Genomic DNA, 26,393 nt, shown 5'->3' with positions numbered 1-26,393 from the left:
GATAGAGAAGGGAGATTTTAATAATGGATTATCGATATAGTGATTATACAGTTGAGCAATTGCGCGAAGAAATAGGAAAGTTGAAGGAAAAAGCATTAAAGGCGGAGCAGGTGGGCAATATTAGCGAAGTTGCAGTGAATGAACGTAAAATGCAGGTTGCCATGGCTTATATGATCAACCCGGACGACTTTAATGCACAGGATATACATGAATTGAATGGTGACCCGGGCCATAAATTTAAAATAAATTATATAAACGGTGTGTTTGCATGGGGACATAGAATCAATTTGTTAAATGAAGCGTATGAAAAAGAAGAAGCAATTCCTATCTCGCTGCTTGGCGATAAAGTAGAATAACCATAAAAAACAACAGCCCGGGGGCACCTCCCGCGCTGTTGTTTAAACTGGATTTTCGCCAACATCCAGTTTGCTTTGCAGTTTCTGTTCCGAAAAAATCCAGCCGGTATAGGATGTCATGATCCGCATATTGTCATCTATTTGCACAACGGCTACAAATGGATAACGTTCATTTGACCGGTACCGCAAATCAATGAATCGTACTTCGGTAAAATCATCAAAGTCATTGATTTCCCACCGGTAAACCGGCGAGAACGACAAAAATGCCGCAGCATTTTTATCAGTTTTCGCCAAATTAATTAAATCATTGTCAGGTAGTGGAACTTTTTCAAACTCATCCACGATTTCTATATGGCCGTCCTTTACCACACCTACATAAAACTTGCCGGCAGTTGTAATGGCAATCCGCCATTCATTTTGTTTAATTGTCGGTGAAGTAGCGATTTGTTCGGTATCGGGAAAATAATCATGGATTTTCTTAACGATTTCTTTTTTATCAATATAGCGCTTAACATAGTAGAGTATAATGACCGCATAGATAATTAAAAACGTATATCCCGGGTTTGCACCGAAAATCCAGGCGATAATTCCGCCAATATGAAGCATAAAAATATACGGGTCGAACGTATTGATAAATCCGTATGCAATCCATTTATTGGTAAACGGGCGATATGCCTGTGTGCCGTATGCGTTTGGGATATCGACAAGCACATGGATTACTACAGCCAGAGCCGTCCATGCCCATAAGTGCAGAAAACTGACACTGGGAACAATTGCATGGATAATACCTGCAAGCAGGACTCCCCACATCAGGACGGCTGGTATAGAGTGGGTTGCTCCACGATGATGACGTATATAAACAGCGTTATTTTTAAGCTTTAAAACCGTATCAAAATCAGGGGCATGTGAACCAACAATTGTCCCGACCAGTACAGCGTTAAATAACACAGGGTCAACTTGCACGGCGGGATCCAGTGTTGACAGTCCGCCTAATGCAATACCCATCGTAATATGGGTGCCAGTGTCCATAAATCAGGGTCCTCCTTCTTCGACAAAACAAATGGTACTCTATCATTAATTTTAACACAAAGGTTGTAACAGTATGTCTGATAAAACATTACAGGATTTTGACATTTCAGGATTTCAGGAAAAGTTAATTGACTGGTATCAAGCCAATAAGCGTGACCTTCCGTGGCGACTGGATAAGGATCCCTACAAAGTATGGGTATCCGAAATTATGCTGCAGCAAACTAAAGTCGACACGGTTATTCCTTATTTTCAACGTTTTTTAACAAAGTATCCAACACTCTATGATTTAGCATATGCAGATCAGCAGGATGTTTTAAAAACATGGGAAGGTCTGGGATACTATTCCCGCGCACGCAACTTACAAAACGCAGTTAGGGAAGTTGTTGAATCATATGGTGGTGAAGTGCCGGATAACTCTAAAGATTTGGGCGCATTAAAAGGTGTCGGCCCATATACAAAAGGGGCTATTTTATCGATTGCCTTTAATCAGCCGGAACCCGCTGTAGATGGAAATGTGATGCGGGTACTTTCCCGTGTTCTGAAGATAGAAGATGACATTTCAAAGGCAAAAGTGAAGAAGAAATTTGAAAGCTATACCAAAGAACTGATTTCGCACGATGATCCATCTTCGTTTAACCAGGGAATTATGGAGCTTGGTGCGTTAGTATGTACTCCAAAATCACCGATGTGCATGCTGTGTCCGGTCCAGGAATATTGCCGGGCATTTGCTGAAGGGATAGAAGAGGATCTTCCCGTAAAATCAAAGGCAAAAAAACAGAAAACAATCCCATATGTGACATTGCTGATTCGAAATGAAAAAAAACAATATATAATTGAAAAACGCTCTGAAAACGGACTGTTGGCCAACATGTGGCAATTCCCGATGGTCCCCATTAATGAGATTGGAATGGAACATATCGAAAACTGGTTCCAAATGGAATATGGTGTGAACGTTAAAATAGGTAATAAACAAGGGAAATTAAAACATGTTTTTTCACACATCATTTGGCAAATTGACATTTATGATGCGACTACAGATAGCGACTGCGCCAACGACGACCGTATTCGTTTTGTGAATCATGATGAATTGGATGACTATCCATTCCCGGTTTCCCATCAGAAAATGATGAAGTATATGGATTGATGCTGTTGAGGTGGATTGCGGGAAATGTACCCCCGTTATGGAATTATCAACCCGACAGCAGCTATATCGACCCGAGACGGATTATATCAACCCGATATGAAATGCCTCAGAGACACAGCTTGTCTTTTTAGTTTATGCATATTAAAATTCAGTATACCTAACGAGTGTTGCAGTTATTTCTTACCAATAGAAGATAAATTTAACTATTATTTATCAGGATAACAACGTCCATAATGGAAAGATTAATAACTGCGGAGGTGATACTGATGGCTAAACAACCGAAAAAGTCAGCTGCTGGTACAAACGTTCAAAAAGTGAAACAACAAAACCAAAAAGCAGCTCAAGGGCAAGGTCAGTACGGTACTGAATTTGCTTCAGAAACAAACGCGCAACAAGTGAAAAAGCAGAACCAAAAATCTAAGCAGAACAAAAAATAACTTGCCTACCCCCGATTTAGACACTTTAAAGAGCTTCCTGCCTCAGGGAGCTCTTTTTCTGTTTTTCTTTATGTATTTATTTTTTGTCTGTATAATAAAGGGACAAGCTTGCTTCGGTGTTTAGAAGGAGAGATATATCATGGCTGGCCCACAGGCAGGAACAAAAATGCAAATTCAAAGCTACAAACATAATGGACAATTGCACCGTGTTTGGGAAAAAAATCTCGTTTTAAAGGGTACGGAATTGATCGTAATTGGTGCAAATGATAAAACTCCTGTAAATGAAAGTGACGGACGAACCTGGATAACACGCGAGCCCGCTATTAGTTATTTTCATTCGGAATATTGGTTTAACATAATAGGTATGCTCCGTAATAATGGAATACATTATTACTGTAACATAAGTTCGCCATTTGTTTTCGACGAAGGGACATTGAAATACATTGATTATGATCTTGATGTTAAAGTATATCCTGACATGACGTATGATTTGCTGGATGAAGACGAATATGAGGAACATAAGGAGCAAATGAATTACCCTGATGTGCTCGACCATATTTTGCAAAAAAATATGGATTACTTATTAAACTGGGTAAGGCAGCGAAAAGGTCCTTTTTCACCAGACTTTATCGATCAATGGTATGAACGGTATCTGACCTACAGATAATAATTCAATTAATTGAAGAACCGAGAGTAAAGTCTTATAATGCAAGAAGCGTGAAGAATCGTCCCTTGTTACAAAAACGTAGCAAGGATTTTCTTTTCAATAAAAATAATAAGGAAGCGTAGTGAAAATGAGCAGTATCAAGCAGTATTTACAATTTGTTAAACCATATAAATGGAAAATTTTAATAACCGTTTTTATCGGGATCCTGAAGTTTGGCATACCGCTCCTGATGCCGCTGATTTTAAAGTATGTCATCGACAATATAATTAATGGGGAAGATTTGTCGGATGCTGCAAAGATTGAGCAATTATTTTGGCTGATGGGCGGAGCATTTGTGATATTTCTTATTCTACGTCCGCCGATTGAATATTTTCGACAATATTTAGCTCAATGGGTCGGGAACACAATTCTTTATGATGTAAGGGATAAGCTGTTTGACCATATCCAAAAATTGAGTTTACGGTTCTATTCTCAGACAAAAACCGGGGAAATTATTTCCCGGGTAATACATGATGTCGAACAAACGAAAACATTTGTAGTTACGGGACTAATGAATATCTGGCTGGATATGATTACAATTTTGATTGCTATCGGAATTATGATGACAATGGATGTCGGCCTAACGATTGTTGCTATCATTTTGTTCCCGATATTCGGATTCTGTGTCAAATTCTTTTATGGAAGACTCAGAAGACTGACAAGAGAACGTTCGCAGGCGCTTGCTGAGGTGCAAGGGCATTTGCATGAGCGTGTTCAGGGAATTCCGGTAACGAGAAGTTTCGCATTGGAAGATTATGAGCAGGACCAGTTTGATTCACGGAATGAAAACTTTCTGCAGAAGGCGCTCAACCATACCGATTGGAACGCCAAAACGTTCGCCGTCATGAATACGATTACCGACGTGGCGCCATTACTGGTTATTGCGTATGCCGGGTATCAGGTTATCGAAGGAAATATGACAGTAGGTACAATGGCTGCATTTTATGGGTATATGGATAGAGTTTATAGCCCGCTTAGACGATTGATCAGTTCCTCAACGGTTCTGACGCAGTCGATTGCATCAATTGATCGTGTGTTTGAACTAATGAATGAAAAGTACGATATTGTTGATAAGGAAGATGCAAAAGAACTTGGTCGTGTCGATGGAAAAGTTGATATCGACAATGTAACATTCCAGTATGAAGAAGAGGAAGGACCTGTTTTGCAGGATGTATCCCTTCAGGTTCGACAGGGTGAAACAATAGCATTTGTCGGAATGAGCGGTGGCGGCAAGTCAACGTTAATTAGCCTGATTCCAAGATTTTATGATGTAGCGGGCGGGTCAATAAGAGTGGATGGCACCGATATTCGCGATGTGAAAGCCCGCTCGCTGAGAGATAATATCGGCATGGTGTTACAGGATAACACGCTGTTCAGTGAGTCCATTGCGATGAATATTCGGATGGGGAACCCCGATGCAACCGACGAAGAGGTAGTTGCTGCAGCAAAAGCAGCAAATGCCCATGACTTTATCCAAGAACTGCAATATGGTTACGATACACTGGTCGGTGAGCGCGGTGTTAAACTTTCCGGCGGTCAAAAACAGCGAATCGCGATTGCACGGGTTTTCTTAAAAAATCCGCCAATCCTGATTTTTGATGAAGCAACATCCGCACTCGATCTGGAAAGCGAACACATTATCCAGGAAGCTGTGGAACGACTCGCATCCGACCGCACAACATTTATCGTCGCACACCGTCTTGCCACGATTACACATGCCGATCGGATTGTGCATATTGAAGATGGTGAGATTAAAGAAATTGGATCACACAGCGAGTTGATGGCACGAAAAGGGCATTATTATGATTTATATCAGGTACAGAATTTGGATGATCATGAGAATTAAATTAGTTAATTTATAGCTCCTCCACGGTAGATGTGGGGGAGTTTTTAATTTTTATATAATGTTGATTTTCGGCTGCTGCCGAAAAACTTCTTTATGAAACGGTTTGGGGATGCGGTGGTGGGTGCCATGTGGGAAACTGTTATATGTTCGAGCAAGGCTCCCAAACGTGCGAGTACGCCTCTTAAACATGCGAGCACCCCCTCAAAACGTGATGCCTCCAAACTAAATCCCCCTCCTACTATTATAATCGAACCCCAACCACAAAAAGTGGCATTAATATTATTAAAAAATATGCCACTTTTACAGCATCACACACGATTATATAAGTAGAAGGGCACAAAAAAGCACCCTCCATTTAGGGAGAGTGCATTAGATCGCAATTATTTTCCAGCCATCTGGCGAAATGCATGCCCAACAGCATCAATGGTATCATCAATGTCTGCTTCGGTATGCTCAGTGGTTAAAAACCATGCTTCAAATTTGGATGGTGCCAAATTAACGCCTTGCTCAAGCATCAGACGGAAAAATTGAGCGAATGCTTCACCGTCGCTTGCTTCGGCTTGGTCATAGTTGGATACCTTGCCATCACCAAAGAAGACGGTTAATGCGCCACATAATCTATTTACCGAGATTGGCACACCGAACTCGGCAGCTTTACGCAAAATGCCCTGTTCCAGACGTTTACCTAGCTGATCCAGCCGTTCATAAACGCCGTCTTCCTGCAAGACTTCGAGACAGGCAATTCCGGACGCCATGGATGCAGGATTTCCGGCCATAGTACCTGCCTGGTATGCCGGACCGAGTGGTGCAACTTGTTCCATAATATCCTGACGGCCGCCATATGCGCCGATTGGTAGTCCGCCACCGATTATTTTACCCATTGCGGTCATGTCAGGTTCGATTCCGTAAACCTGTTGGGCACTTCCGTATGTAAAGCGGAATGCTGTGATGACTTCATCATAGATGACCAGTGCACCGACATCGTGTGTTATATTATTAACAGCCTGCAGAAATCCCTCATGGGGTTCAACGATTCCAAAGTTACCAACGATCGGCTCTACCAATACGGCAGCAATCTGGTCACCCCAGCGATCGACAGCTTCCTGAAAAGCGTCCACGTCATTAAATGGCACGGTAATTACATCTTCAGCGACAGCCGCCGGGATACCCGCTGAGTCTGGTGTACCCAATGTAGCCGGTCCGGAACCAGCTTCAACCAGTACCGAATCAAAGTGGCCATGGTAGCTTCCTGAAAATTTAATGAGTTTATTTCTGCCAGTGTAGGCACGAGCAACCCGGACAGTCGTCATGACCGCTTCCGTACCAGAATTAACGAATCGCACTTTTTCCAATGACGGAATTGCTGACTTCAGCATCTTGGCAAATTTATTTTCAAGCTTTGTCGGTGTACCGTACAACACTCCATTCGTCGCAGCATAAGAAATTGCTTCCGCGATATGCGGGTGGGCATGTCCGGTAATAATCGGACCATACGCTGCCAGATAATCGATATACTTATTGCCGTCAACGTCCCAAAAGCAGGCACCTTTCGCATGTTCCATGTAAACCGGAGTGCCGCCGCCAACTCCTTTGTATGCGCGGGACGGGGAGTTCACTCCGCCGACAATATGTTCAAGTGCTTCCTCATGAAGTGCTTTTGATTTTGAAAAATCCATTATAAATAATGCCTCCTATACTTACATTACTTTCTTAATCTTGGCAGTATAAATATTCCGGATGACAATAAAATTGATTAGTTGAATGATAAAATACAGGGAAATGATCATCACACTCGGTAATAGTACGGATGAAACAAGCATATTCTGCAATGCTTTAAATGCAAACCCTGCGTGAATAACCGCAACAACAAAGGGAATGAGAAACATCAGCCCAAGCTGTGTGGTCGCGATCCGTTTCATTTCCTGGTCTGTAAAACCAATCCGGTATAAAGAATGAAAGTGTTCCAGATCTTTATCAATGTTCTGGTACATCCTGAAGTAGAGAATTGATCCCGCTGCCAAAAAGAAAAGGACACTAATAAATATACCAAAAAAGAATGTATAAGAGAAAGCTTCCTTGTTTGTCATATAAAAGCTTGCGCTTGAATCCGGATAAGCAATCTCCCTGTCGACGTAAGCGAGAATCTCTGTTATTTCTTCAGCATGGGCCGGCCAGTTCGGGATATTCATGGAATAATAGTGGAATGACTCGGTATCCTTAGCAGTTTTCAGGAAGTCGGTATAAACGTCTTCCGGTACAATAATCGACATATTGAAATACAGATTGGCATTCAGCAGTGTTTCTTTTACATCAATACTAGTACTTATTTTTTTATTTGCTGTTTGAATTGTTAATTCTTTCGGAAGGTCTCGCGTAAACCGAAGTGTAACATCCTGCATCAGCATAACAGCCTGTCCCGACTGAATTTGAAAGTCAACTTTTTTTCCCTGTAAAGCCGTCAATCGTTTGTAGTCAGAATACGAATAAAGTGAAAAGACCGTGTCATTCCAGTCGTTCAAATCAGACTCGGCTTTAACCTTAACTGCTTGGGTCTGAAAACTTTCAAACGGGATATCATTCTTGGAAAATTGCTGCTCCACATTGTTTATTTCCTGTTTGAAGGATTTCGCCCCCGTATTATCCTGGCCGATTAAGGTTACATCCTGTGGCAGAAAACGTTCAGCTTCTTCTTCAATTCCTTGAAATAAACCATACAGAACCCCGGACGATGTAAATGACACCGCACTTAAAATTGTCACAAAAAACAACAGTCGGGCATTGTCTTTCATCTTATACGATAAATCAGACATCGTGAGCAGGTTTGACCCTTTAAAGTAGAAACGCTTATTCTTTTTTAACAGGCTGATCAAAGCAACGCTGAACTGGGTGAACAGAAAATATGTGCCGGGAATAACCAGAAAAAGTATTAGAAACATCCGGTAAAATATACTTGTGAGATCAGCTGTATAGGCAAGATAATAAGCCCCGCCAATAGCTGCCAGAGCTAGCAGGCTCACAATCCAGGAAAACCCCGGCACCTTTTTCGGCTTTTTTGCACCGCGGAAAACATCCATGATGGAATTGGTCCGTATCGTCCAAATAACAGCCAGCGTGTTAAACTCAAACATGACAAAGAATAGACCGGCCGTCAGCACAACTGCCTGCCACGGCAAATGAAACGGCAATGTATCTCCGGTTCCCAGAATCGCGGCAAATACCATTAAAAATAATGTCAACAACAGTGTACCGAGCAACAAACCTGCGCCGATTGACACAAGTCCGATCAATGTATTTTCCAAAAGCAGCATCCGCCGCAGTTGTCCTTTGCTGATACCGAGCGTTGTCAGGAGTCCATATTCTTTCATCCGTGATTTTATAAAAGCACCTGTCGAATAAAGCACAAATAAAAATGAAAAACAGTATATAATCACTTCACTGGCGATGATTCCACGCTGAACATTTTCCCTAAATTCATTTCCTGCAATGTCCGGGTGAAAAATAACCGCCGCATACATGAAGAAAATCGTCACTGCAAATGTACAGCTCAGAAAATAACTCAAATACTGTCTGGTATTCCGTCTGACATTATTAAAAGCGAATTGAGTGAAGGTCATCATTACTACCTCCCAAGAGTGACTGGACATTCAAAATATCCTGGAAAAATGTCTGACGGTTGTCACCCCGATGAATTTCGTTGAACAGTCTTCCGTCTTTAATAAAAATGACCCGTTTACAAAAACTTGCTGCATATGGATCATGTGTCACCATGACGGTTGTTGTCTCGTTGGATTGCTGCAGTTTACTCATTGCGCCCATGACCTGTCCGGATGATTTGGAATCCAGATTTCCCGTCGGCTCATCAGCAAAAATAATTGCCGGGTCATGAATGATCGCCCGCGCAATGGAGGCGCGCTGCATCTGTCCACCGGAAACTTCAAAGGTTCGTTTATTCAGTATTTTGTCGATCCCCAGTTGTTTGGAGACGATGACTTGCATGCGTTCCATTTCTTTTACTTTTTCACCTTGCAGTGTCAGCGGGAGAAGGATGTTTTCGCCGATAGTCAGTGTATCCAGCAAATTATAATCCTGAAAAATAAATCCCATTTCCGTGCGGCGAAATTTGGCCAGTTTATTTTTGGACAAACGGGTGACGTCCGTCCCGTTGATTTCGATTTTTCCGGATGAAGGCTTATCAATCGTTGCCAGCAGGTTCAATAATGTTGTTTTCCCGCTTCCGGACGGTCCCATGATGCCGAGGAATTCACCTTTTTGAACAGTTAGTTTAAACTCGTGCAGTGCTTCATGTTGAACTCCACGTTTGCTGCCATATATTTTAGATAGATTGGTGGCTTTCAGAACAGTCATTTCGCCATAGCTCCTCTCGTAAAGTTCCTGTCATCAAGTTTACGGAAAAATAAACATAACGACCATCGATTTTCCTTTCAGGCGTAAAAAGAAACCTTACATTGTCGTAAGGTTCGTCTCAAACGTAATGGTGATTGTTGTGCCTTCACTTTCTTCTGATTGAACGGAAATATCATGCCCGAGTGCGTCACATATTTGCTTGGAAAGATAAAGCCCCATCCCGGTTGACTCACGAAATTTCCGGCCATTAATCCCCGTGAAAAACGGATCAAATACACGTGCAACGTCCTGAGAGGGCATTCCGTAACCAGTATCCTTGACAGAAAGCCGAACCGTACTATCATCTTCCGTCGCTTGAACCATTATTTTTTCCGAATCCGGTTTGGAGTATTTAATCGCATTGGAAAGGAGCTGATTGAGTACAAAGCCAAGCCATTTCGGGTCGGTTGCGATGTTGATATTTTCATCAATATCAGTCTCCGGGAAAACCTGATTACGGATGAAACTCGATTTGAAATCCTTGATGGAAGTCCGGACGAGCTGCTGAAGTGATACTTTCTGCACATGAAAGTCACGATCAAATTTTTGCAGCCTTGATTGATATAATGCCTGCTCGAGTCCCTGTTGAAGCCGTTCGATTTCCTCCTGCATACTATGAGAAAAGTCTTCCGGAAGCTGCATGCGCTCTTTCTGCAAGGTTAAATACATGACCGAGACCGGCGTTTTCATTTGATGGACCCATTGCTGCATAAAATTGAATTCCAGTTCTTTTTGCTGCTGTAAATTGTTTATCTCCTGCTGATATTCACGATGGTCGTTTTCGGTCAATGTTTTAACGTGTTCGAGCAGTCGGTTTGGTGGTTCGGGAAAATATGTATTTTCCCGTTTTATATAGAATTCGCGGAACTTGATAAATCGATACACAAGAAATATGACCAAAAAGCTTGCAGACAGGAGTACTATGTAGGCTATTGTTTTAAAGTCAGCTGAATTTCCAGTATTCACAAGAGCAAGCTGGCTGATCAGGATGACAAGAATGACCTGTGAAAAATAAAAGAGTATGAACGGCTGGCTGTCCTTCAGAAAGTCTTTCATTGCTGGTCACTCCACGTATTAACCATTTTATAGCCTGCACCCCGTACCGTTTGAATGCTGTCGTGAACACCAATATCCTCCAGTTTTTTTCGCAAACGGGTAATATTTACAGATAATGTATTATCATCGACGAAATGTTCATCATCCCAGAGCATTTCCAACAGATGTGTCCGGGATAAAACGTTATTCAACTGTTCAGCAAATGCTTTCAGTAAAATAAATTCATTCTTCGTAAGGAAATCAGTTTTTCCCTGATAAGTGACTTCCAATGCAGTCAAATTAACATGTAAACCATCAATGCTTAGTGTCTCTGATTGCTTCGTTGTTGCATATTCCCCGTAAATACGCCGGATGATACTTTTAATTTTGGCTTGTACAACATCGAAATCGAATGGTTTGGTAATATAGTCATCCCCGCCATTTTCAATCGCCATAACCTGGTCCATGCCACTGTCCCGCGCCGAAATGAAAATGATTGGACAGTTTGATATGCTGCGGATTTGCCGGCACCAGTAAAAGCCGTCAAAGCGCGGCAGATTAATATCGAGCAATACGACGTGTGGATCCGTTTGTTTAAATTCTTCCGTAATATTGTCGAATGATTTTTCAATCGTAACATCGTATTCATATTTGGTCAGATAGTCTTTGAGTAATCCTGCTATTTTTGGATCATCCTCAACTAAATAAATCCGCTTCATTGGAAAACATCTCCTCTATCATCTAGTTATATCCTATCGTATTGGTTCCAAAAAATAAATGACAATTCACCGGGTGGATGAGCATATGAATAGGGTAGAATGGAGGATATCTATGAAAATCATTCCATGGATTGTTTTCATTGCTATTTGCATCGTTGTGCTAGCCAGCCTGATTGATTTTATTCGGGGTGGAAAACTCCGGTTTCGAATGGAAATGCGGGACAGCCGTTTTTCAGTTGAAATTTTTTATACATTGTTAATTATTTATCTGATTGTTATTCTGGGATTTGGACTGATTTATTTTGTACTGTCAATGAACCATATTCTCCTGGTTGAGAATGGCGAACTGAGGGAAGTGAGTATCATCGGTACCGTCATTCATTCACTTTATTTCAGCGGCGTAACATTACTGACGATTGGTTACGGCGATATTACACCGATTGGAATAGGGCGGTTTATTGCACTTGTGCAGGCGCTGATCGGCTATGTTTTGCCGACTGCATTTGTACTGCGGCTCGTACAGTCGAATCAAGAAAATAGAGACGAGTAGTTTGATATGCTATAGTGGATACAATCGAAATTTTGTATGGAGGGATTTTGATGAGCGTAGAAGTAGGTAATCAGGCGCCACAATTTACATTGCTGAATCAGTATGGAAAAGAAGTAAGTCTATCTGATTACAAAGGCAAATACGTTGTTTTATATTTTTATCCGAAAGATATGACACCGGGCTGCACAACGGAAGCATGTGATTTTCGGGATGCAAAGGAAAGCTTCAGTGAACTGGATGCAGTTATCATTGGGGTAAGTCCTGACCCGGTCGAAAGCCATCAGAAATTTATAGACAAGCATGATCTTCCTTTTATGCTGCTGGCAGATGAGGATCACAAAGTAGCGGAGGATTATGACGTATGGAAGTTTAAGAAAAACTTCGGAAAAGAATATTACGGTATTGAACGATCCACGTTTATCATTGATAAAGAAGGCAATCTGCAAAAAGAATTCCGTAAAGTAAAAGTTGATGGCCATGTGGAAGAAGCATTGGAGTTTATTCGGGAAAATAAATAGCATGTAAAAGGCAGTCCATTTGAGTGGGCTGTTTTTTTACCTAAAAATATAAACTGCGAACTAAATCTGTTCGCAGTAGTTAGTGAGGCTCTTTGACCACCGCAGCTGGAATATACTCGCTTTCACACCTCCGGGTACCAAGGCGACATCTGCTCAAAAAGTTCGTTTTCGCAGTGTCTTCTTAGCCGTGGGCAAGTGCCGAGCCCTCCTCAACTCGTTCCTCGTCTGCGGGGTCTCGCCTAACTTGTACTTCCCACAGGACAAGGAAGGATACGTCAGCGATACATCGCACGAAGAAAAAGTGTTTTTCTTTTTCGAGGAGTCTCGCATATTCCAGCTGCTGGTTTTATTTAAACTTGCTCTTCATATCAAAATAAAAAATGAATAACCAGCGGAGGAAATACGCTGAGACTCCTGTGGGAGGAAAGGCCTGGGTGAGACCACTGAGTGCGCATGCACGAAGAGGGCCGGGCAGCCGCCCACGGAAAGCGAAGTGTATTTCCGCAGCGGTGTTGTAGCACTCAATTCCATTCAAAGTAGTTCGCAGTAAATATCAACTGTAAAAGATAAAGAACAACGAATTTTACGATAGAGTTTCTTTTTACAAATATATTATTTTTATGTGTCATTGTTATAGAGGCATGTCCTGCAGAATAAGATGTATTGATTACATTAATAAAGCGGGGTGTGTTCGTATGGAATTACGTCAAAATGTTCGTTCAAGGTCAGCCTCAGTTCCACGATTTAGTAAGTTTTTCGCAGCAAAGCGAGTAATCGATATAACCATAAGCTTTTTACTTTTGCTGCTCCTTTGCCCGTTTTTACTATTGATTTTTTACCGGATTATGAAGAAAGATGGAAAACCGGTCTTCTTCCGTCAGGCCCGTGTTGGAAAAGACGATCGGACATTTATATTATGGAAGTTTCGCACGTTGACTAATCCGTCAAAAGTAATTCGTGCCTTACCTCCACATCCATTTCCTGATACATGGAACAGCGGTGTGCCAAACCGGTTTTATTTTAACCGTGACTCATATCAAAATCTGACACATACAGGAAGAGGCTTAAAAAAATTTCATCTTGATGGCCTGCCACAGCTCTATAATGTGCTTAAAGGGGATATGAGTCTGGTTGGGCCAAGCCCGGAAATAGTGGAAATCGTTGATTATTACAATCGTTATCAGGCTGGGAGACTACGGGTGAAGCCCGGAATAACTGGGTTTGCACAGGTTAACGGCAATTCGAATAAAAATCACGATCAAAAAATCAGAGACGACCTTTTTTATATTAAAAATCGCTCAATCAAATTTGATATGATTATTTTGTATCGCACGTTTAAACGATTTTTTCATGATGGAATTTTCCCAAGGAAACGTTTAATATAGAGATAAATAGTGAAAGTGGGGAGGTAGTGGCTTGCGTATTGTATCTTCAGCCAAACTTTCAACAAAGCACAAAGTAAAACTTATGGAAAAATATCCGGACCTGACATTCATTTTTTGCGATAATATCGATGAGGCAAAGCAACATATCAATGAAGCGGAAATTATGCTTACATATGGTGGAGATCTTACTGCTGACATAATCAGTCAGGCACGACAGCTGAAATGGATCATGGTACTTTCAGCGGGAATGGACAAGATGCCGTTCGAAGCAATACATGAGCTGGGCATCCTTGTTACAAATGCCAGAGGAATCCATAAGACTCCGATGGCGGAATATGCGATATTTATGCTGCTTCAAGTATATCGCCAGGGCAAGGAAATGATAAGAAAAGAGACAGCCAAAGAGTGGGATCACTCGGTGAAAATGCGGGAAATTACCGGTAAAACGATGGTTGTCGCCGGAACCGGTGCGATTGGACAAGAAGTCGCCCGGTTGGCAAAGGCATTTCAGATGAAAACATATGGCGTATCGAGAAGCGGACGGTCTGTGGAATTTTTTGATCAAAACTTCACGTCTGAAGAGCTTGCGAAAGTACTTCCGGAAGCGGATTTTGTTGTATCTGTCCTGCCAAGTACGCCTGAGACTGCGAACTTTTTTTCCTGCGAACACTTTCAAATGCTGCCGAATCATGCGGTGTTTTTGAACATGGGCCGCGGTGATGTCGTTCCAAGTGATGTAATTTTAAAAGCTGTACGTGAAGAAGAAATTGCTCATGCAGTCCTGGACGTGTTTGAAACCGAACCGCTTCCGGATGACCATCCGTTTTGGGAAGAGGAGAATATAACGGTTACTCCGCATATGTCAGGAATTTCACCACATTATCTGACGCGTGCATTGGATATTTTTGAAAAGAACCTGCAAGCGTATATGGAAAACAGCAATCATTATGTAAATAAAATTGATGTAACCAGGGGGTATTAATCATGCGGATTTATACAAGAAAAGGCGATAAGGGAACAACATCACTTATCTATGGTTCACGTGTTCCAAAGACTGATTTGCGGGTGGAGGCGTATGGAACCTGTGATGAGGCGAATTCAATGATAGGACTCGCTTTAAGCTTTCTCGATAAAGAAGAATGGGCGGAGAAAGAAGCATTTATGGACAAAATGCACCGTGTTCAAACGATCTTATTCCATGTTGGTGCTGAACTTGCGACACCAGCAGATAAGGAAGTAAAGTGGAAACTGAAAGAGTACTACATTAAGGAACTTGAAGAGCAAATGGATGAATGGGATAAAGACCTGGAGATGTTACGCAACTTTATTTTGCCATCAGGACACAGCGCATCAAGTGCATTGCACACAGCAAGAACAGTAACCAGACGGGCGGAACGAACAGCTGTCGGATTGGGTGAAGAGAATGTCAACCCACTGGTAGTACAGTATTTAAACCGGCTTTCTGACTTCCTGTTTGTGGCAGCACGGTATGTTAATCAAAAGCTTGGTGGGACCGAAATTCCATTAAAAGCGGATATATAGACAGCGACCAGCAGCGAACGATTTTCAATATATGGAATCGTTCGTTTTTCGTTTTCAGGTAATAATAACTGTAACGGCTCAATACACTTATATTGACAGAATCCTTTAGGAGCGGGTACACTAATTATAAGAATTATAATATAAGAATGTTATTAGGCTTCCACATATTATTGAAAGCGAGGTGCATGACGGTGTCTGAAAAACAATTACGTGAAGCTATTGATACCCTAAAAGAGTCTGGCGTACGGATAACACCACAACGTCATGCGGTTCTTGAGTATCTTCTTAACTCGATGATTCACCCGACAGCCGATGATATATATAAAGCGCTCGAGGGGAAATTTCCAAATATGAGTGTTGCTACAGTTTACAATAATTTGCGTGTATTGCGGGAAATTGGACTTGTTCGTGAACTTACGTATGGCGATTCATCCAGCCGGTTCGACTGTAATACAACGGAGCATTATCATATTATTTGTAATGATTGCGGCAAAATAGTTGATTTCCACTACCCTACATTGGATGAAGTGGAATCGTTGGCTGAACAGGTGACGGGATTTGATGTAAGCTCCCACCGGATGGAGATTTACGGAAAATGTGAAGACTGCCAGCAAGTACAAACGCAAAAGCACTGATTATATAATGAAAATCCAGATGTCTGCATGACGGATATCTGGATTTTTTTGATTATGCTGCAGGATTTAAAAAATCCGCCACAATGACGGATTTTATTTTTCATCGTTATTCGCTTTAGCCTTCACTGCTTTGCGATATTTTCGCTTGTTGTATTTTTCGTCGAATTCCATACCTTCCAGATCTTTATCAAGTGTTAATGGCTGCTTGCAGTGCATACATGCATCAACACGTCCAAGCATCTTAGTTGGCTTTTCGCAGTTTGGACAAACAATCGGAACTGCCTTCGTCGAGAGCATGCCAATCCAGAAATAAACGACACAGCTGAAAATCACAAATAATACACCAATCAGAAAGAATGTTACCATTAACCATTCGATTTTTTTTGTTAAAATACCACCGTACATAAAAGCAAATCCAATAAAAATCTGGATCAGGGCAAATGAACGGATTTTATTTATTTTACTTGAATAGACCAATTGTTGCGCCATAGTTGTCCTCCTTATTCCTTTCCATGGTAGTATAGCATATTTTAATGTTTTTTTTGTTTATGAAAAAAGGATTTCACAAAATTATAACGAAATATATAGTATCGATGTTAATGGAGGCTTCATAAAATGGAAGATGTATTACGACCGTTATATCAGGAACGTGCCAGTGATTCCAATACACTGGGAATTGTTATCATTGAAAAAACAAAACCAAACAGCCCAATCACCGATAATTTTGATGTCATCCTGCTTATTATTGTAAAGGATGCAGAAAGTCAATGGCAGGAAAAACATTATGAATTTGATGATAAGACAGCTGGACTGCATACAGTAACGGAATACCTGTTTATGGAATGGATCGAAACAAGTGCAAACCGAAAAGCTGTTCAGTGGGTATTGGATGGAAAAGTTATTTTTGACAGAAATGAATATTTAGCCCGGTTAAGGGACCAGATGCGTAATTTTCCACATGAAAAAAGAGATCTGCGTAAAGCGAGGGAATTTGGAAAACTGGTCAAAAGTTATAGTGAAGTGAAAGACCTGTACGCATCGGAACAATATAAAGATTCCTACAGCCGAATGGTGCATTCCCTGCATTATTTAGCAAGGCTCGCTGTAATTGAAAAAGGATACCACCCGGAAGTGACACTTTGGAATCAAGTAAGAAAAATTGATCCGGAAGTATATAAACTATATGAAGAGCTAATAAATAGTAATGAAGAAATAGATAAACGGCTTCAGCTGATGATTTTAGCTGCTGACTTTGCAATCAGTACAAGAGCAAAGGTGTCCGCAAAACATTTGCTGGATATTATGGCTTCTAAAGATGGTGCATGGTCATATGGCTATTTGAAGCAGAACAGTAACGTTACACCATATCAATTGGATTTAACTGCAATGCTCAGTTATTTGACAGAAAAAGGGATCCTCACAGCGGAAAGAGTTGAAACAAAAGGTGTCGGAATATACCAGCGGAAATATCGAGTCAATCATGAGGCGTGATTTTACATTCACCATAAAAGTGTTTCATGCATATGATTTAGAGGTGTGTTTGGCTACGGTTTCTTTGGGGAACGGTAGCCATAGCTATGTATAATAATGGAAATTCATTTATTAAAAATAATGATTGACTTAAAAAATTAACCATGGTAAAGTTAAATCCGTCGCAAAAATTCATATTGAATTCAGCCGACAGATTTCTAATAATTTCCTCTTGAACAAGAGAGGAAAACATGGTAAATTATATATCGTTGCTTTTTGAGGCAGCGGACATCTTTTAAAAATGATTTAAAAAAGTCATTGACTTTGTGTTTAAAAGATGGTATATTAATAAAGTCGCCATTTTGAGAGGCGGCAACGAAATTTGCTCTTTGAAAACTGAACAAAACAACCAAACAGATGTCAGAGGTAAGAGGTCGGAAGTCAGATTACAGTAATCTGAATGAAGGCTTCGATCCTCGAATCAATTTTTAAAGCTAAGACAATGATATGGTTGACGGTGTCAATCATATACAAACTTTTTTGGAGAGTTTGATCTTGGCTCAGGACGAACGCTGGCGGCGTGCCTAATACATGCAAGTCGAGCGCGTGAAGCAGGCAATCACCCTTCGGGGTGAGCGCCTGTGGAACGAGCGGCGGACGGGTGAGTAACACGTGGGCAACCTGCCTGTAAGATTGGGATAACCCCGGGAAACCGGGGCTAATACCGGATAACACTTTATCTCGCATGAGTTGAAGTTGAAAGGCGGCTTTTAGCTGTCACTTACAGATGGGCCCGCGGCGCATTAGCTAGTTGGTAAGGTAAAAGCTTACCAAGGCGACGATGCGTAGCCGACCTGAGAGGGTGATCGGCCACACTGGGACTGAGACACGGCCCAGACTCCTACGGGAGGCAGCAGTAGGGAATCATCCGCAATGGACGAAAGTCTGACGGTGCAACGCCGCGTGAGTGATGAAGGTTTTCGGATCGTAAAACTCTGTTGTCAGGGAAGAACAAGTACAAGAGTAACTGCTTGTACCTTGACGGTACCTGACCAGAAAGCCCCGGCTAACTACGTGCCAGCAGCCGCGGTAATACGTAGGGGGCAAGCGTTGTCCGGAATTATTGGGCGTAAAGCGCGCGCAGGCGGTCTTTTAAGTCTGATGTGAAATCTTGCGGCTTAACCGCAAGCGGTCATTGGAAACTGGAGGGCTTGAGTGCAGAAGAGGAGAGTGGAATTCCACGTGTAGCGGTGAAATGCGTAGAGATGTGGAGGAACACCAGTGGCGAAGGCGACTCTCTGGTCTGTAACTGACGCTGAGGCGCGAAAGCGTGGGGAGCGAACAGGATTAGATACCCTGGTAGTCCACGCCGTAAACGTTGAGTGCTAGGTGTTAGGGGGTTTCCGCCCCTTAGTGCTGAAGTTAACGCATTAAGCACTCCGCCTGGGGAGTACGGCCGCAAGGCTGAAACTCAAAAGAATTGACGGGGGCCCGCACAAGCGGTGGAGCATGTGGTTTAATTCGAAGCAACGCGAAGAACCTTACCAGGTCTTGACATCCTCTGACAGCTCTAGAGATAGAGTGTTCCCTTCGGGGACAGAGTGACAGGTGGTGCATGGTTGTCGTCAGCTCGTGTCGTGAGATGTTGGGTTAAGTCCCGCAACGAGCGCAACCCTTGATCTTAGTTGCCAGCATTCAGTTGGGCACTCTAAGGTGACTGCCGGTGACAAACCGGAGGAAGGTGGGGATGACGTCAAATCATCATGCCCCTTATGACCTGGGCTACACACGTGCTACAATGGATGGAACAAAGGGCAGCGAAGCCGCGAGGTGAAGCAAATCCCATAAAACCATTCTCAGTTCGGACTGCAGGCTGCAACTCGCCTGCATGAAGCCGGAATCGCTAGTAATCGCGGATCAGCATGCCGCGGTGAATACGTTCCCGGGCCTTGTACACACCGCCCGTCACACCACGAGAGTTGGCAACACCCGAAGTCGGTGAGGTAACCTTTTGGAGCCAGCCGCCGAAGGTGGGGCCAATGATTGGGGTGAAGTCGTAACAAGGTAGCCGTATCGGAAGGTGCGGCTGGATCACCTCCTTTCTAAGGATAATTAGATGGAACGCTGGGCAGGACTTCTTACGAAGTCCCCCCGGTAAGGGCATATGTGGTTGTTTGGTTCAGTTTTGAGGGAGTAAATCTCTCTTTTTGTACCTTGAAAACTAAATAAGAGTAATCAACGACATCAATTAAAAGCAAGGCTAATTTATTAGTAACGCTTATTCATTGTAAGATAGTTAAGTGAAGAAGGGCGCACGGTGAATGCCTTGGCACTAGGAGCCGAAGAAGGACGGGACTAACACCGATATGCCCCGGGGAGTCGTAAGTAGACTTCGATCCGGGGATTTCCGAATGGGGGAACCCGCTGTTCGTAATGGAGCAGTACTTGTGTCTGAATACATAGGGCACAAGAGGCATACCCGGGGAACTGAAACATCTCAGTACCCGGAGGAAGAGAAAGCAAACGCGATTTCCCAAGTAGCGGCGAGCGAAACGGAAACAGCCCAAACCAGAAAGCTTGCTTTCTGGGGTTGTAGGACACTCCATTGGAGTTACCAAGAAATACGTTAGATGAATCGACCTGGAATGGTCAGCCGAAGAAGGTAAGAGCCCTGTAGTTGAAAGCGTGTTTCCTCCGGAGTGGATCCTGAGTACGGCGGAACACGAGGAATTCCGTCGGAATCCGGGAGGACCATCTCCCAAGGCTAAATACTCCCTAGTGACCGATAGTGAACCAGTACCGTGAGGGAAAGGTGAAAAGCACCCCGGGAGGGGAGTGAAAGAGAACCTGAAACCGTGTGCCTACAAGTAGTCGAAGCCCGTTAATGGGTGACGGCGTACCTTTTGTAGAATGGACCGGCGAGTTACGATCGTATGCAAGGTTAAGTGGCAGACACGGAGCCGCAGCGAAAGCGAGTCTGAACAGGGCGAAATAGTATACGGTCGCAGACCCGAAACCGTGTGATCTACCCATGTCCAGGGTGAAGGTCAGGTAACACTGACTGGAGGCCCGAACCCACGTATGTTGAAAAATGCGGGGATGAGGTGTGGGTAGGGGTGAAATGCCAATCGAACACGGAGATAGCTGGTTCTCTCCGAAATAGCTTTAGGGCTAGCCTCAAGGTAGGCGTACTGGAGGTAGAGCACTGATTGGATGAGGGGCCCTCACCGGGTTACCAAATTCAGTCAAACTCCGAATGCCAGCTACGTATCCTTGGGAGTCAGACTATGGGTGATAAGGTTCATAGTCGAAAGGGAAACAGCCCAGACCGCCAGCTAAGGTCCCAAAGTATACGTTAAGTGGAAAAGGATGTGGAGTTGCCCAGACAACCAGGATGTTGGCTTAGAAGCAGCCATCATTTAAAGAGTGCGTAATAGCTCACTGGTCGAGTGACTCTGCGCCGAAAATGTACCGGGGCTAAACGTATCACCGAAGCTGCGGAAGCAGAGGTCAGATGCCAGAGGTCGGAAGTCAGAAGTGAGGGAAGACTGTGATCAAACACTATAAAGATCTAAGGATTTATCAACAATCTTATGAGCTTGCTTTAAAAGTTCATCAAATCAGCTTAGAATTCCCCAACTTTGAAACGTATGAACTTGGTGCACAAATAAGAAGAGCTGCTCTTTCTATTCCTGCAAATATTGCGGAGGGATATGGAAAGAAGGATTCAGTGAATGATTTCAAGCGGTTCCTTAAAATATCACTTGGTTCTAATAATGAAGTCAAGGTAATGATAGACTTCGCTAAAGACCTAAAGTATCTGGATGAACAGAAATATACGTATCTCTTTCAGCAATATGAAGAGTTAGGCAAACAGATTTATTCCTTAATACAAAAGTGGAAATGAATCTGACTTCTAATTTCTGGCATCTGACTTCTGTTTGGTAGGAGAGCGTTCCAGGTGCTGTGAAGTCAGACCGTGAGGACTGGTGGAGCGTCTGGAAGTGAGAATGCCGGTATGAGTAGCGAAAAAAGAGTGAGAATCTCTTTCACCGAAAGCCTAAGGTTTCCTGAGGAAGGCTCGTCCTCTCAGGGTTAGTCGGGACCTAAGCAGAGGCCGAAAGGCGTAGGCGATGGACAACAGGCAGATATTCCTGTACCACCTCATGAGCGTTTGAATGATGGGGGGACGCAGTAGGATAAGGAAAGCGCACAGCTGGAAAAGTGCGCCCAAGCAGTGAGGAAGTTGGATAGGCAAATCCGTCCAATGATTTCAAGCTGTGATGGGGAGGGAAATATAGTACCGAAGTTCCGGATTTCACACTGCCAAGAAAAGCCTCTAGTGAGTTCATAGGTGCCCGTACCGCAAACCGACACAGGTAGGCGAGGAGAGAATCCTAAGGTGAGCGGGAGAACTCTCGTTAAGGAACTCGGCAAAATGACCCCGTAACTTCGGGAGAAGGGGTGCTCACTTACGAGTGAGCCGCAGTGAATAGGCCCAAGCGACTGTTTAGCAAAAACACAGGTCTCTGCGAAGCCGAAAGGCGAAGTATAGGGGCTGACACCTGCCCGGTGCTGGAAGGTTAAGGGGAAGCGTTAGGCCTTCGGCCGAAGCGTAGAACCGAAGCCCCAGTAAACGGCGGCCGTAACTATAACGGTCCTAAGGTAGCGAAATTCCTTGTCGGGTAAGTTCCGACCCGCACGAAAGGTGCAACGACTTGGGCACTGTCTCAACGAGAGACCCGGTGAAATTATACGATGTGTGAAGATGCACATTACCCGCGACAGGACGGAAAGACCCCGTGGAGCTTTACTGTAGCCTGATATTGAATGTTGGTACAGCTTGTACAGGATAGGTGGGAGCCATCGAAACCGGAGCGCCAGCTTCGGTGGAGGCACCCGTGGGATACCACCCTGGCTGTACGGACATTCTAACCCAGGGCCGTGATCCGGTCCGGAGACAGTGTCAGGCGGGCAGTTTGACTGGGGCGGTCGCCTCCCAAAAGGTAACGGAGGCGCCCAAAGGTTCCCTCAGAATGGTTGGAAATCATTCGCAGAGTGTAAAGGCAGAAGGGAGCTTGACTGCGAGACCTACAAGTCGAGCAGGGACGAAAGTCGGGCTTAGTGATCCGGTGGTTCCGCATGGAAGGGCCATCGCTCAACGGATAAAAGCTACCCCGGGGATAACAGGCTTATCTCCCCCAAGAGTTCACATCGACGGGGAGGTTTGGCACCTCGATGTCGGCTCATCGCATCCTGGGGCTGTAGTCGGTCCCAAGGGTTGGGCTGTTCGCCCATTAAAGCGGTACGCGAGCTGGGTTCAGAACGTCGTGAGACAGTTCGGTCCCTATCCGTCGTGGGCGCTGGAAGTTTGAGAGGAGCTGTCCTTAGTACGAGAGGACCGGGATGGACACACCGCTGGTGTACCAGTTGTTCCGCCAGGAGCATAGCTGGGTAGCTACGTGTGGCAAGGATAAGTGCTGAAAGCATCTAAGCATGAAGCCCCCCTCAAGATGAGACTTCCCATCACTTCGAGTGAGTAAGATCCCTCAGAGACGATGAGGTAGATAGGTCCGAGGTGGAAGCGTGGTGACACGTGGAGCTGACGGATACTAATCGATCGAGGACTTAACTAAAAAATGATTGATGACGTTGATATAAAGCTCTTATTTAGTTTTCAGGGTATAATTCCCTATATTTATTTATGGATTTTGCTTGATTTTTTTTGAGAAACAATTATAATATTGGTTGTCACGAAAAATCATGAGATCACTTGGTTTTACATATTTCTTGTCTGGTAGCAATAGCGGAGAGGACACACCTGTTCCCATGCCGAACACAGCAGTTAAGCTCTCCAGCGCTGATGGTAGTTGGGGCTTTGCCCCTGCAAGAGTAGGACGCCGCCAGGCAAATTTAATTCCATTCCACAGTAGCTCAGCGGTAGAGCAATCGGCTGTTAACCGATCGGTCGCAGGTTCGATTCCTGCCTGTGGAGCCATGGAGAGCTGTCCGAGTGGTCGAAGGAGCACGATTGGAAATCGTGTAGGCCGCTACCGTGGTCTCGAGGGTTCGAATCCCTCGCTCTCCGCCACTTTTATTTAGGCCCGTTGGTCAAGTGGTTAAGACACCGCCCTTTCACGGCGGTAACACGGGTTCGAATCCCGTACGGGTCACCACTTACTTACATGGAGGATTAGCTCAGCTGGGAGAGCACCTGCCTTACAAGCAGGGGGTCGCAGGTTCGAGCCCTGCATCCTCCACCATTAAGTTCATTGCAATTCAATATTTTTTACACCGCGGGGTGGAGCAAGCCGCTTACATCTTTGGAAAACTTCCATGTGCAGGCTTGTGAGGAGTGAAACTTCCCCGAAAAACATGCAACACGACGAACAGTCTTCTTTCGTCAGGGAATACCAATTCAATATTTTTCTTACACCGCGGGGTGGAGCAGTCTGGTAGCTCGTCGGGCTCATAACCCGAAGGTCGCAAGTTCGAATCTTGCCCCCGCAACCAAATTATTTTAAACTTCCACATTACATAATTTGGTCCGGTAGTTCAGTTGGTTAGAATGCCTGCCTGTCACGCAGGAGGTCGCGGGTTCGAGTCCCGTCCGGACCGCCATTTTACATAAATTAATAATACTTAGCGGCTCGGTAGCTCAGTCGGTAGAGCAACGGACTGAAAATCCGTGTGTCGGCGGTTCGATTCCGTCCCGAGCCACCATTTTTGTATAGTTGTTTATTATATATGGAGGGGTAGCGAAGTGGCTAAACGCGGCGGACTGTAAATCCGCTCCCTCAGGGTTCGGGAGTTCGAATCTCTCCCCCTCCACCATTTAATATAAGACTTGATAGGGGTATAGTTTAATGGTAAAACGAAGGTCTCCAAAACCTTTGATGTGGGTTCGATTCCTACTACCCCTGCCATTTTCTATGATGGCGGTCGTGGCGAAGTGGTTAACGCACCGGATTGTGGCTCCGGCATTCGTGGGTTCGATCCCCACCGGTCGCCCCATAAAAGTTAATTTTATTGGGCTATAGCCAAGCGGTAAGGCAACGGGTTTTGATCCCGTGACGCGCTGGTTCGAATCCAGCTAGCCCAGCCATTTGCGGAAGTAGTTCAGTGGTAGAACACCACCTTGCCAAGGTGGGGGTCGCGGGTTCGAATCCCGTCTTCCGCTCTATTACTTCACTTTTGGCGGTATAGCCAAGTGGTAAGGCAGAGGTCTGCAAAACCTTTATCACCGGTTCAAATCCGGTTACCGCCTCCAACATATGCCGGTGTGGCGGAATTGGCAGACGCGCACGACTCAAAATCGTGTTCCTTCTGGAGTGCCGGTTCGACCCCGGCCACCGGTACTTTTAGGTAAATTTTGCTTCAGTTAAGAAATTATATTTGGCTCATAAACGTTGATATATCAATGTTTATGAGTTTTTTCTATTTTTTGGAAATACGATAGAAAACGATAGAAAATGAAACGATTTTACACAAATTTTACACAATCATCTTCTCAAAAGTATTAACAGTACCCATCTCATCTTCCTCACGTAATTCCTTAATAACATGTGTATATTCCTTTAGTGTTGTTTCAATGTCACTATGTCCCAAACGTTCACTAACATAATGAATTGATACCTTCTTGTAAAGTAAAACACTGGCATGAGTGTGTCTTAATCCATGTATAGTAACGGGATTAATTTCTAGATCATTTAATAATTTTCTTAATAGCTTATTTGCAACTGTATTACTTATTACTTGGTATTTGGAACCAGGACTATAAAACACTAATTGATGCAAGTTAGTGGGAGTGGATTTAAACATTTGCTTAAAGTGATTCATAGTTAGTTGATCCATTTTAATTGTACGATTGGATTGTTCATTTTTGGTTGGTCCGAAACCTTTGGGGTTCCTTTTCATATAGCCCCAGGTTTTATTAATAGTAATAACGTTATTTTCAAAATCGAAATCTTTTCTAGTTAATCCCACCATTTCTGCAAAACGCATTCCTGAAGTTAAACCTAGCAGTAATAAGGAATAAGTTAAGCCTTTATCCAGGTTGTCCCATATTTCATTTAAAAGCCGTTCACTTTCTTTGAAATTTAAGTGTTTATCGCTAGGTTTTTTTCCAGATGTTGTCCAAGTTAATACAGCTTTTCTTGTAAAATCATGGTGAATTATTTGTTCTTCAACCGCATCTTTTACACAAGCACGAATATGAGTATTTAATTTTTCAACAGTTTCCTTAGATTTATTGGAACCGAATTTATTTAAAAACAGCTGATATTCGTGCCTTTTAATTTCTTGTAATGGTTTGCTTCCAAAATAATCTTTAATCGCCTTTAGTGTATACTCATAATGTTTTAGGGTGGTACCACATAAATTTGATTTGTACAGTTTAACCCATTTTTCAAAGTATTCATCTATAGGAGCTGGTTTTAAGTGTGGAAGTATACCTTTACTCAGCTGAACTTCAATTTCAGAAGCTGCAACTCTAGCTTCATGCTTGGTTCTAAAGCCTCCTTTTCTTATTGGTTTTGATTTTCCATTAATCAAGCGACTCACAGTGTACTGATAAGTGTTTCCTCTTTTCTGTATGCTAGCCATAAATCCACCCCTT

At 43.3% G+C, this 26,393-nt stretch carries 21 protein-coding genes, 14 tRNA genes and 3 rRNA genes; 29 read left to right on the top strand and 9 right to left on the bottom strand.

Annotation, left to right across the window (positions count from 1 at the left end):
- The first annotated feature begins 23 nt into the window (after positions 1-23).
- On the top strand, positions 24-356 hold the full coding sequence (locus tag G6R02_RS14790) for a YfhH family protein (protein WP_164670005.1): 333 nt from the start codon (positions 24-26) through the stop codon (positions 354-356).
- A gap of 42 nt (positions 357-398) precedes the next feature.
- Here G6R02_RS14790 and G6R02_RS14785 read toward each other — a convergent pair whose 3' ends face one another.
- The gene (locus tag G6R02_RS14785) at positions 399-1,385 is read right to left on the bottom strand and encodes a metal-dependent hydrolase (protein ID WP_164670004.1); all 987 of its coding nucleotides are present in this window, start codon (positions 1,383-1,385) and stop codon (positions 399-401) included.
- 73 nt (positions 1,386-1,458) lie between these two features.
- On the opposite strand from G6R02_RS14785, the gene mutY reads away from it, so the two are divergent.
- The 4 genes from mutY (at position 1,459) to G6R02_RS14765 (ending at position 5,518) form a co-directional block, all read left to right on the top strand.
- On the top strand, positions 1,459-2,529 hold the full coding sequence (gene mutY, locus G6R02_RS14780) for an A/G-specific adenine glycosylase (RefSeq protein WP_164670003.1): 1,071 nt from the start codon (positions 1,459-1,461) through the stop codon (positions 2,527-2,529).
- Between the two features lie 266 nt (positions 2,530-2,795).
- Positions 2,796-2,966, top strand: a complete 171-nt coding sequence (locus G6R02_RS14775; protein WP_164670002.1) for a gamma-type small acid-soluble spore protein — start codon at positions 2,796-2,798, stop codon at positions 2,964-2,966.
- Between the two features lie 139 nt (positions 2,967-3,105).
- Positions 3,106-3,633 carry a nucleoside tri-diphosphate phosphatase gene (gene ntdP / locus G6R02_RS14770; protein ID WP_164670001.1) on the top strand — a complete coding sequence of 176 codons (528 nt, stop codon included), beginning with the start codon at positions 3,106-3,108 and terminating at the stop codon, positions 3,631-3,633.
- A gap of 127 nt (positions 3,634-3,760) precedes the next feature.
- The gene (locus G6R02_RS14765) at positions 3,761-5,518 is read left to right on the top strand and encodes an ABC transporter ATP-binding protein (RefSeq protein ID WP_164670000.1); all 1,758 of its coding nucleotides are present in this window, start codon (positions 3,761-3,763) and stop codon (positions 5,516-5,518) included.
- Positions 5,519-5,562: 44 nt separating this feature from the next.
- Here G6R02_RS14765 and G6R02_RS14760 read toward each other — a convergent pair whose 3' ends face one another.
- From G6R02_RS14760 to G6R02_RS14735, 6 genes are all read right to left on the bottom strand, one after another.
- Positions 5,563-5,739 (bottom strand): hypothetical protein, encoded by a 177-nt coding sequence (locus tag G6R02_RS14760; protein WP_164669999.1) that lies wholly within the window; start codon positions 5,737-5,739, stop codon positions 5,563-5,565.
- Positions 5,740-5,898: 159 nt separating this feature from the next.
- Positions 5,899-7,194: a glutamate-1-semialdehyde 2,1-aminomutase gene (locus tag G6R02_RS14755; RefSeq protein WP_164669998.1), complete on the bottom strand. Its 1,296-nt coding sequence runs from the start codon at positions 7,192-7,194 to the stop codon at positions 5,899-5,901.
- Between the two features lie 21 nt (positions 7,195-7,215).
- Positions 7,216-9,135: an FtsX-like permease family protein gene (locus tag G6R02_RS14750; RefSeq protein WP_246202577.1), complete on the bottom strand. Its 1,920-nt coding sequence runs from the start codon at positions 9,133-9,135 to the stop codon at positions 7,216-7,218.
- A complete protein-coding gene (locus tag G6R02_RS14745; protein ID WP_164669997.1) occupies positions 9,107-9,883 on the bottom strand; it encodes an ABC transporter ATP-binding protein in 777 nt (258 codons plus the stop codon). The genes G6R02_RS14750 and G6R02_RS14745 overlap by 29 nt, the downstream gene beginning before the upstream one ends.
- 96 nt (positions 9,884-9,979) lie before the next feature.
- Positions 9,980-10,978: a sensor histidine kinase gene (locus G6R02_RS14740; protein WP_164669996.1), complete on the bottom strand. Its 999-nt coding sequence runs from the start codon at positions 10,976-10,978 to the stop codon at positions 9,980-9,982.
- On the bottom strand, positions 10,975-11,676 hold the full coding sequence (locus G6R02_RS14735) for a response regulator transcription factor (protein WP_164669995.1): 702 nt from the start codon (positions 11,674-11,676) through the stop codon (positions 10,975-10,977). Before G6R02_RS14735 ends, G6R02_RS14740 begins: the two co-directional genes overlap by 4 nt.
- A 112-nt stretch (positions 11,677-11,788) precedes the next feature.
- Between G6R02_RS14735 and G6R02_RS14730 the strand changes: the two genes are divergently transcribed.
- The 6 genes from G6R02_RS14730 to perR all read left to right on the top strand — a co-directional run bounded on the left by G6R02_RS14730 (position 11,789) and on the right by perR (position 16,306).
- On the top strand, positions 11,789-12,226 hold the full coding sequence (locus G6R02_RS14730) for a potassium channel family protein (protein ID WP_164669994.1): 438 nt from the start codon (positions 11,789-11,791) through the stop codon (positions 12,224-12,226).
- 50 nt (positions 12,227-12,276) lie between these two features.
- On the top strand, positions 12,277-12,744 hold the full coding sequence (gene bcp, locus G6R02_RS14725; protein WP_164669993.1) for a thioredoxin-dependent thiol peroxidase: 468 nt from the start codon (positions 12,277-12,279) through the stop codon (positions 12,742-12,744).
- Between the two features lie 695 nt (positions 12,745-13,439).
- Complete coding sequence (locus G6R02_RS14720; protein ID WP_164669992.1) at positions 13,440-14,129, top strand: sugar transferase; 690 nt, start codon at positions 13,440-13,442, stop codon at positions 14,127-14,129.
- A gap of 31 nt (positions 14,130-14,160) precedes the next feature.
- The gene (locus G6R02_RS14715; RefSeq protein WP_164669991.1) at positions 14,161-15,111 is read left to right on the top strand and encodes a D-2-hydroxyacid dehydrogenase; all 951 of its coding nucleotides are present in this window, start codon (positions 14,161-14,163) and stop codon (positions 15,109-15,111) included.
- Positions 15,112-15,113: 2 nt separating this feature from the next.
- The gene (locus G6R02_RS14710) at positions 15,114-15,671 is read left to right on the top strand and encodes a cob(I)yrinic acid a,c-diamide adenosyltransferase (protein ID WP_164669990.1); all 558 of its coding nucleotides are present in this window, start codon (positions 15,114-15,116) and stop codon (positions 15,669-15,671) included.
- Between the two features lie 185 nt (positions 15,672-15,856).
- Entirely contained in the window at positions 15,857-16,306 is a 450-nt protein-coding gene (perR, locus tag G6R02_RS14705) for a peroxide-responsive transcriptional repressor PerR (RefSeq protein WP_164669989.1), read from the top strand.
- 93 nt (positions 16,307-16,399) lie between these two features.
- On the opposite strand, the gene G6R02_RS14700 is transcribed toward perR, so the two are convergent.
- Complete coding sequence (locus G6R02_RS14700) at positions 16,400-16,795, bottom strand: YgzB family protein (protein ID WP_164669988.1); 396 nt, start codon at positions 16,793-16,795, stop codon at positions 16,400-16,402.
- Between the two features lie 126 nt (positions 16,796-16,921).
- Between G6R02_RS14700 and G6R02_RS14695 the strand changes: the two genes are divergently transcribed.
- The 18 genes from G6R02_RS14695 (at position 16,922) to G6R02_RS14610 (ending at position 25,134) form a co-directional block, all read left to right on the top strand.
- Positions 16,922-17,797: a nucleotidyltransferase-like protein gene (locus G6R02_RS14695; protein ID WP_164669987.1), complete on the top strand. Its 876-nt coding sequence runs from the start codon at positions 16,922-16,924 to the stop codon at positions 17,795-17,797.
- 516 nt (positions 17,798-18,313) lie between these two features.
- Positions 18,314-19,878: ribosomal RNA gene (locus G6R02_RS14690) — 16S ribosomal RNA — on the top strand.
- A gap of 192 nt (positions 19,879-20,070) precedes the next feature.
- Positions 20,071-23,412: ribosomal RNA gene (locus tag G6R02_RS14685) — 23S ribosomal RNA — on the top strand.
- Positions 23,413-23,569: 157 nt separating this feature from the next.
- Positions 23,570-23,685 (top strand): 5S ribosomal RNA (gene rrf / locus G6R02_RS14680).
- The 16S, 23S and 5S rRNA genes sit together here with 14 tRNA genes alongside, the layout of an rRNA operon.
- A gap of 14 nt (positions 23,686-23,699) precedes the next feature.
- Positions 23,700-23,774, top strand: a tRNA-Asn gene (locus G6R02_RS14675).
- 1 nt (position 23,775) lies between these two features.
- Positions 23,776-23,867: transfer RNA gene (locus G6R02_RS14670), tRNA-Ser, on the top strand.
- A 10-nt stretch (positions 23,868-23,877) separates the two neighbouring features.
- A tRNA-Glu gene (locus G6R02_RS14665) sits at positions 23,878-23,952 on the top strand.
- 11 nt (positions 23,953-23,963) lie between these two features.
- Positions 23,964-24,039 (top strand) — tRNA-Val (locus G6R02_RS14660).
- 173 nt (positions 24,040-24,212) lie between these two features.
- Positions 24,213-24,289: transfer RNA gene (locus tag G6R02_RS14655), tRNA-Met, on the top strand.
- A 31-nt stretch (positions 24,290-24,320) separates the two neighbouring features.
- Positions 24,321-24,397: transfer RNA gene (locus G6R02_RS14650), tRNA-Asp, on the top strand.
- Between the two features lie 26 nt (positions 24,398-24,423).
- Positions 24,424-24,499 (top strand) — tRNA-Phe (locus G6R02_RS14645).
- A 26-nt stretch (positions 24,500-24,525) separates the two neighbouring features.
- A tRNA-Tyr gene (locus tag G6R02_RS14640) sits at positions 24,526-24,610 on the top strand.
- Positions 24,611-24,628: 18 nt separating this feature from the next.
- Positions 24,629-24,702, top strand: a tRNA-Trp gene (locus G6R02_RS14635).
- Between the two features lie 12 nt (positions 24,703-24,714).
- Positions 24,715-24,790, top strand: a tRNA-His gene (locus G6R02_RS14630).
- 16 nt (positions 24,791-24,806) lie between these two features.
- A tRNA-Gln gene (locus G6R02_RS14625) sits at positions 24,807-24,881 on the top strand.
- 3 nt (positions 24,882-24,884) lie between these two features.
- Positions 24,885-24,956, top strand: a tRNA-Gly gene (locus G6R02_RS14620).
- A 16-nt stretch (positions 24,957-24,972) separates the two neighbouring features.
- Positions 24,973-25,046: transfer RNA gene (locus tag G6R02_RS14615), tRNA-Cys, on the top strand.
- 6 nt (positions 25,047-25,052) lie between these two features.
- Positions 25,053-25,134, top strand: a tRNA-Leu gene (locus G6R02_RS14610).
- 136 nt (positions 25,135-25,270) lie between these two features.
- Here the strand turns inward: G6R02_RS14610 and G6R02_RS14605 are convergent.
- Positions 25,271-26,380 carry a tyrosine-type recombinase/integrase gene (locus G6R02_RS14605; RefSeq protein ID WP_164669986.1) on the bottom strand — a complete coding sequence of 370 codons (1,110 nt, stop codon included), beginning with the start codon at positions 26,378-26,380 and terminating at the stop codon, positions 25,271-25,273.
- Positions 26,381-26,393: the final 13 nt, after the last annotated feature.

The organism is Virgibacillus doumboii (assembly GCF_902806455.1).
Classification (GTDB): Bacteria; Bacillota; Bacilli; order Bacillales; family Amphibacillaceae; genus Lentibacillus; species Lentibacillus doumboii.
The sequence above is the reverse complement of the archived record's forward strand: the minus strand, read 5'-3'. Positions and strand labels throughout refer to the sequence as shown.

Bases quoted from the DNA above. Each gene is read 5' to 3' on its own strand.
- G6R02_RS14790 (WP_164670005.1), top strand. From the start codon at position 24: ATGGATTATCGATATAGTGATTATACAGTTGAGCAATTGCGCGAAGAA.
- G6R02_RS14785 (WP_164670004.1), bottom strand. From the start codon at position 1,385: ATGGACACTGGCACCCATATTACGATGGGTATTGCATTAGGCGGACTG.
- mutY (WP_164670003.1), top strand. From the start codon at position 1,459: ATGTCTGATAAAACATTACAGGATTTTGACATTTCAGGATTTCAGGAA.
- G6R02_RS14775 (WP_164670002.1), top strand. From the start codon at position 2,796: ATGGCTAAACAACCGAAAAAGTCAGCTGCTGGTACAAACGTTCAAAAA.
- ntdP (WP_164670001.1), top strand. From the start codon at position 3,106: ATGGCTGGCCCACAGGCAGGAACAAAAATGCAAATTCAAAGCTACAAA.
- G6R02_RS14765 (WP_164670000.1), top strand. From the start codon at position 3,761: ATGAGCAGTATCAAGCAGTATTTACAATTTGTTAAACCATATAAATGG.
- G6R02_RS14755 (WP_164669998.1), bottom strand. From the start codon at position 7,194: ATGGATTTTTCAAAATCAAAAGCACTTCATGAGGAAGCACTTGAACAT.
- G6R02_RS14750 (WP_246202577.1), bottom strand. From the start codon at position 9,135: ATGATGACCTTCACTCAATTCGCTTTTAATAATGTCAGACGGAATACC.
- G6R02_RS14745 (WP_164669997.1), bottom strand. From the start codon at position 9,883: ATGACTGTTCTGAAAGCCACCAATCTATCTAAAATATATGGCAGCAAA.
- G6R02_RS14740 (WP_164669996.1), bottom strand. From the start codon at position 10,978: ATGAAAGACTTTCTGAAGGACAGCCAGCCGTTCATACTCTTTTATTTT.
- G6R02_RS14735 (WP_164669995.1), bottom strand. From the start codon at position 11,676: ATGAAGCGGATTTATTTAGTTGAGGATGATCCAAAAATAGCAGGATTA.
- G6R02_RS14730 (WP_164669994.1), top strand. From the start codon at position 11,789: ATGAAAATCATTCCATGGATTGTTTTCATTGCTATTTGCATCGTTGTG.
- bcp (WP_164669993.1), top strand. From the start codon at position 12,277: ATGAGCGTAGAAGTAGGTAATCAGGCGCCACAATTTACATTGCTGAAT.
- G6R02_RS14720 (WP_164669992.1), top strand. From the start codon at position 13,440: ATGGAATTACGTCAAAATGTTCGTTCAAGGTCAGCCTCAGTTCCACGA.
- G6R02_RS14710 (WP_164669990.1), top strand. From the start codon at position 15,114: ATGCGGATTTATACAAGAAAAGGCGATAAGGGAACAACATCACTTATC.
- perR (WP_164669989.1), top strand. From the start codon at position 15,857: ATGACGGTGTCTGAAAAACAATTACGTGAAGCTATTGATACCCTAAAA.
- G6R02_RS14700 (WP_164669988.1), bottom strand. From the start codon at position 16,795: ATGGCGCAACAATTGGTCTATTCAAGTAAAATAAATAAAATCCGTTCA.
- G6R02_RS14695 (WP_164669987.1), top strand. From the start codon at position 16,922: ATGGAAGATGTATTACGACCGTTATATCAGGAACGTGCCAGTGATTCC.
- G6R02_RS14605 (WP_164669986.1), bottom strand. From the start codon at position 26,380: ATGGCTAGCATACAGAAAAGAGGAAACACTTATCAGTACACTGTGAGT.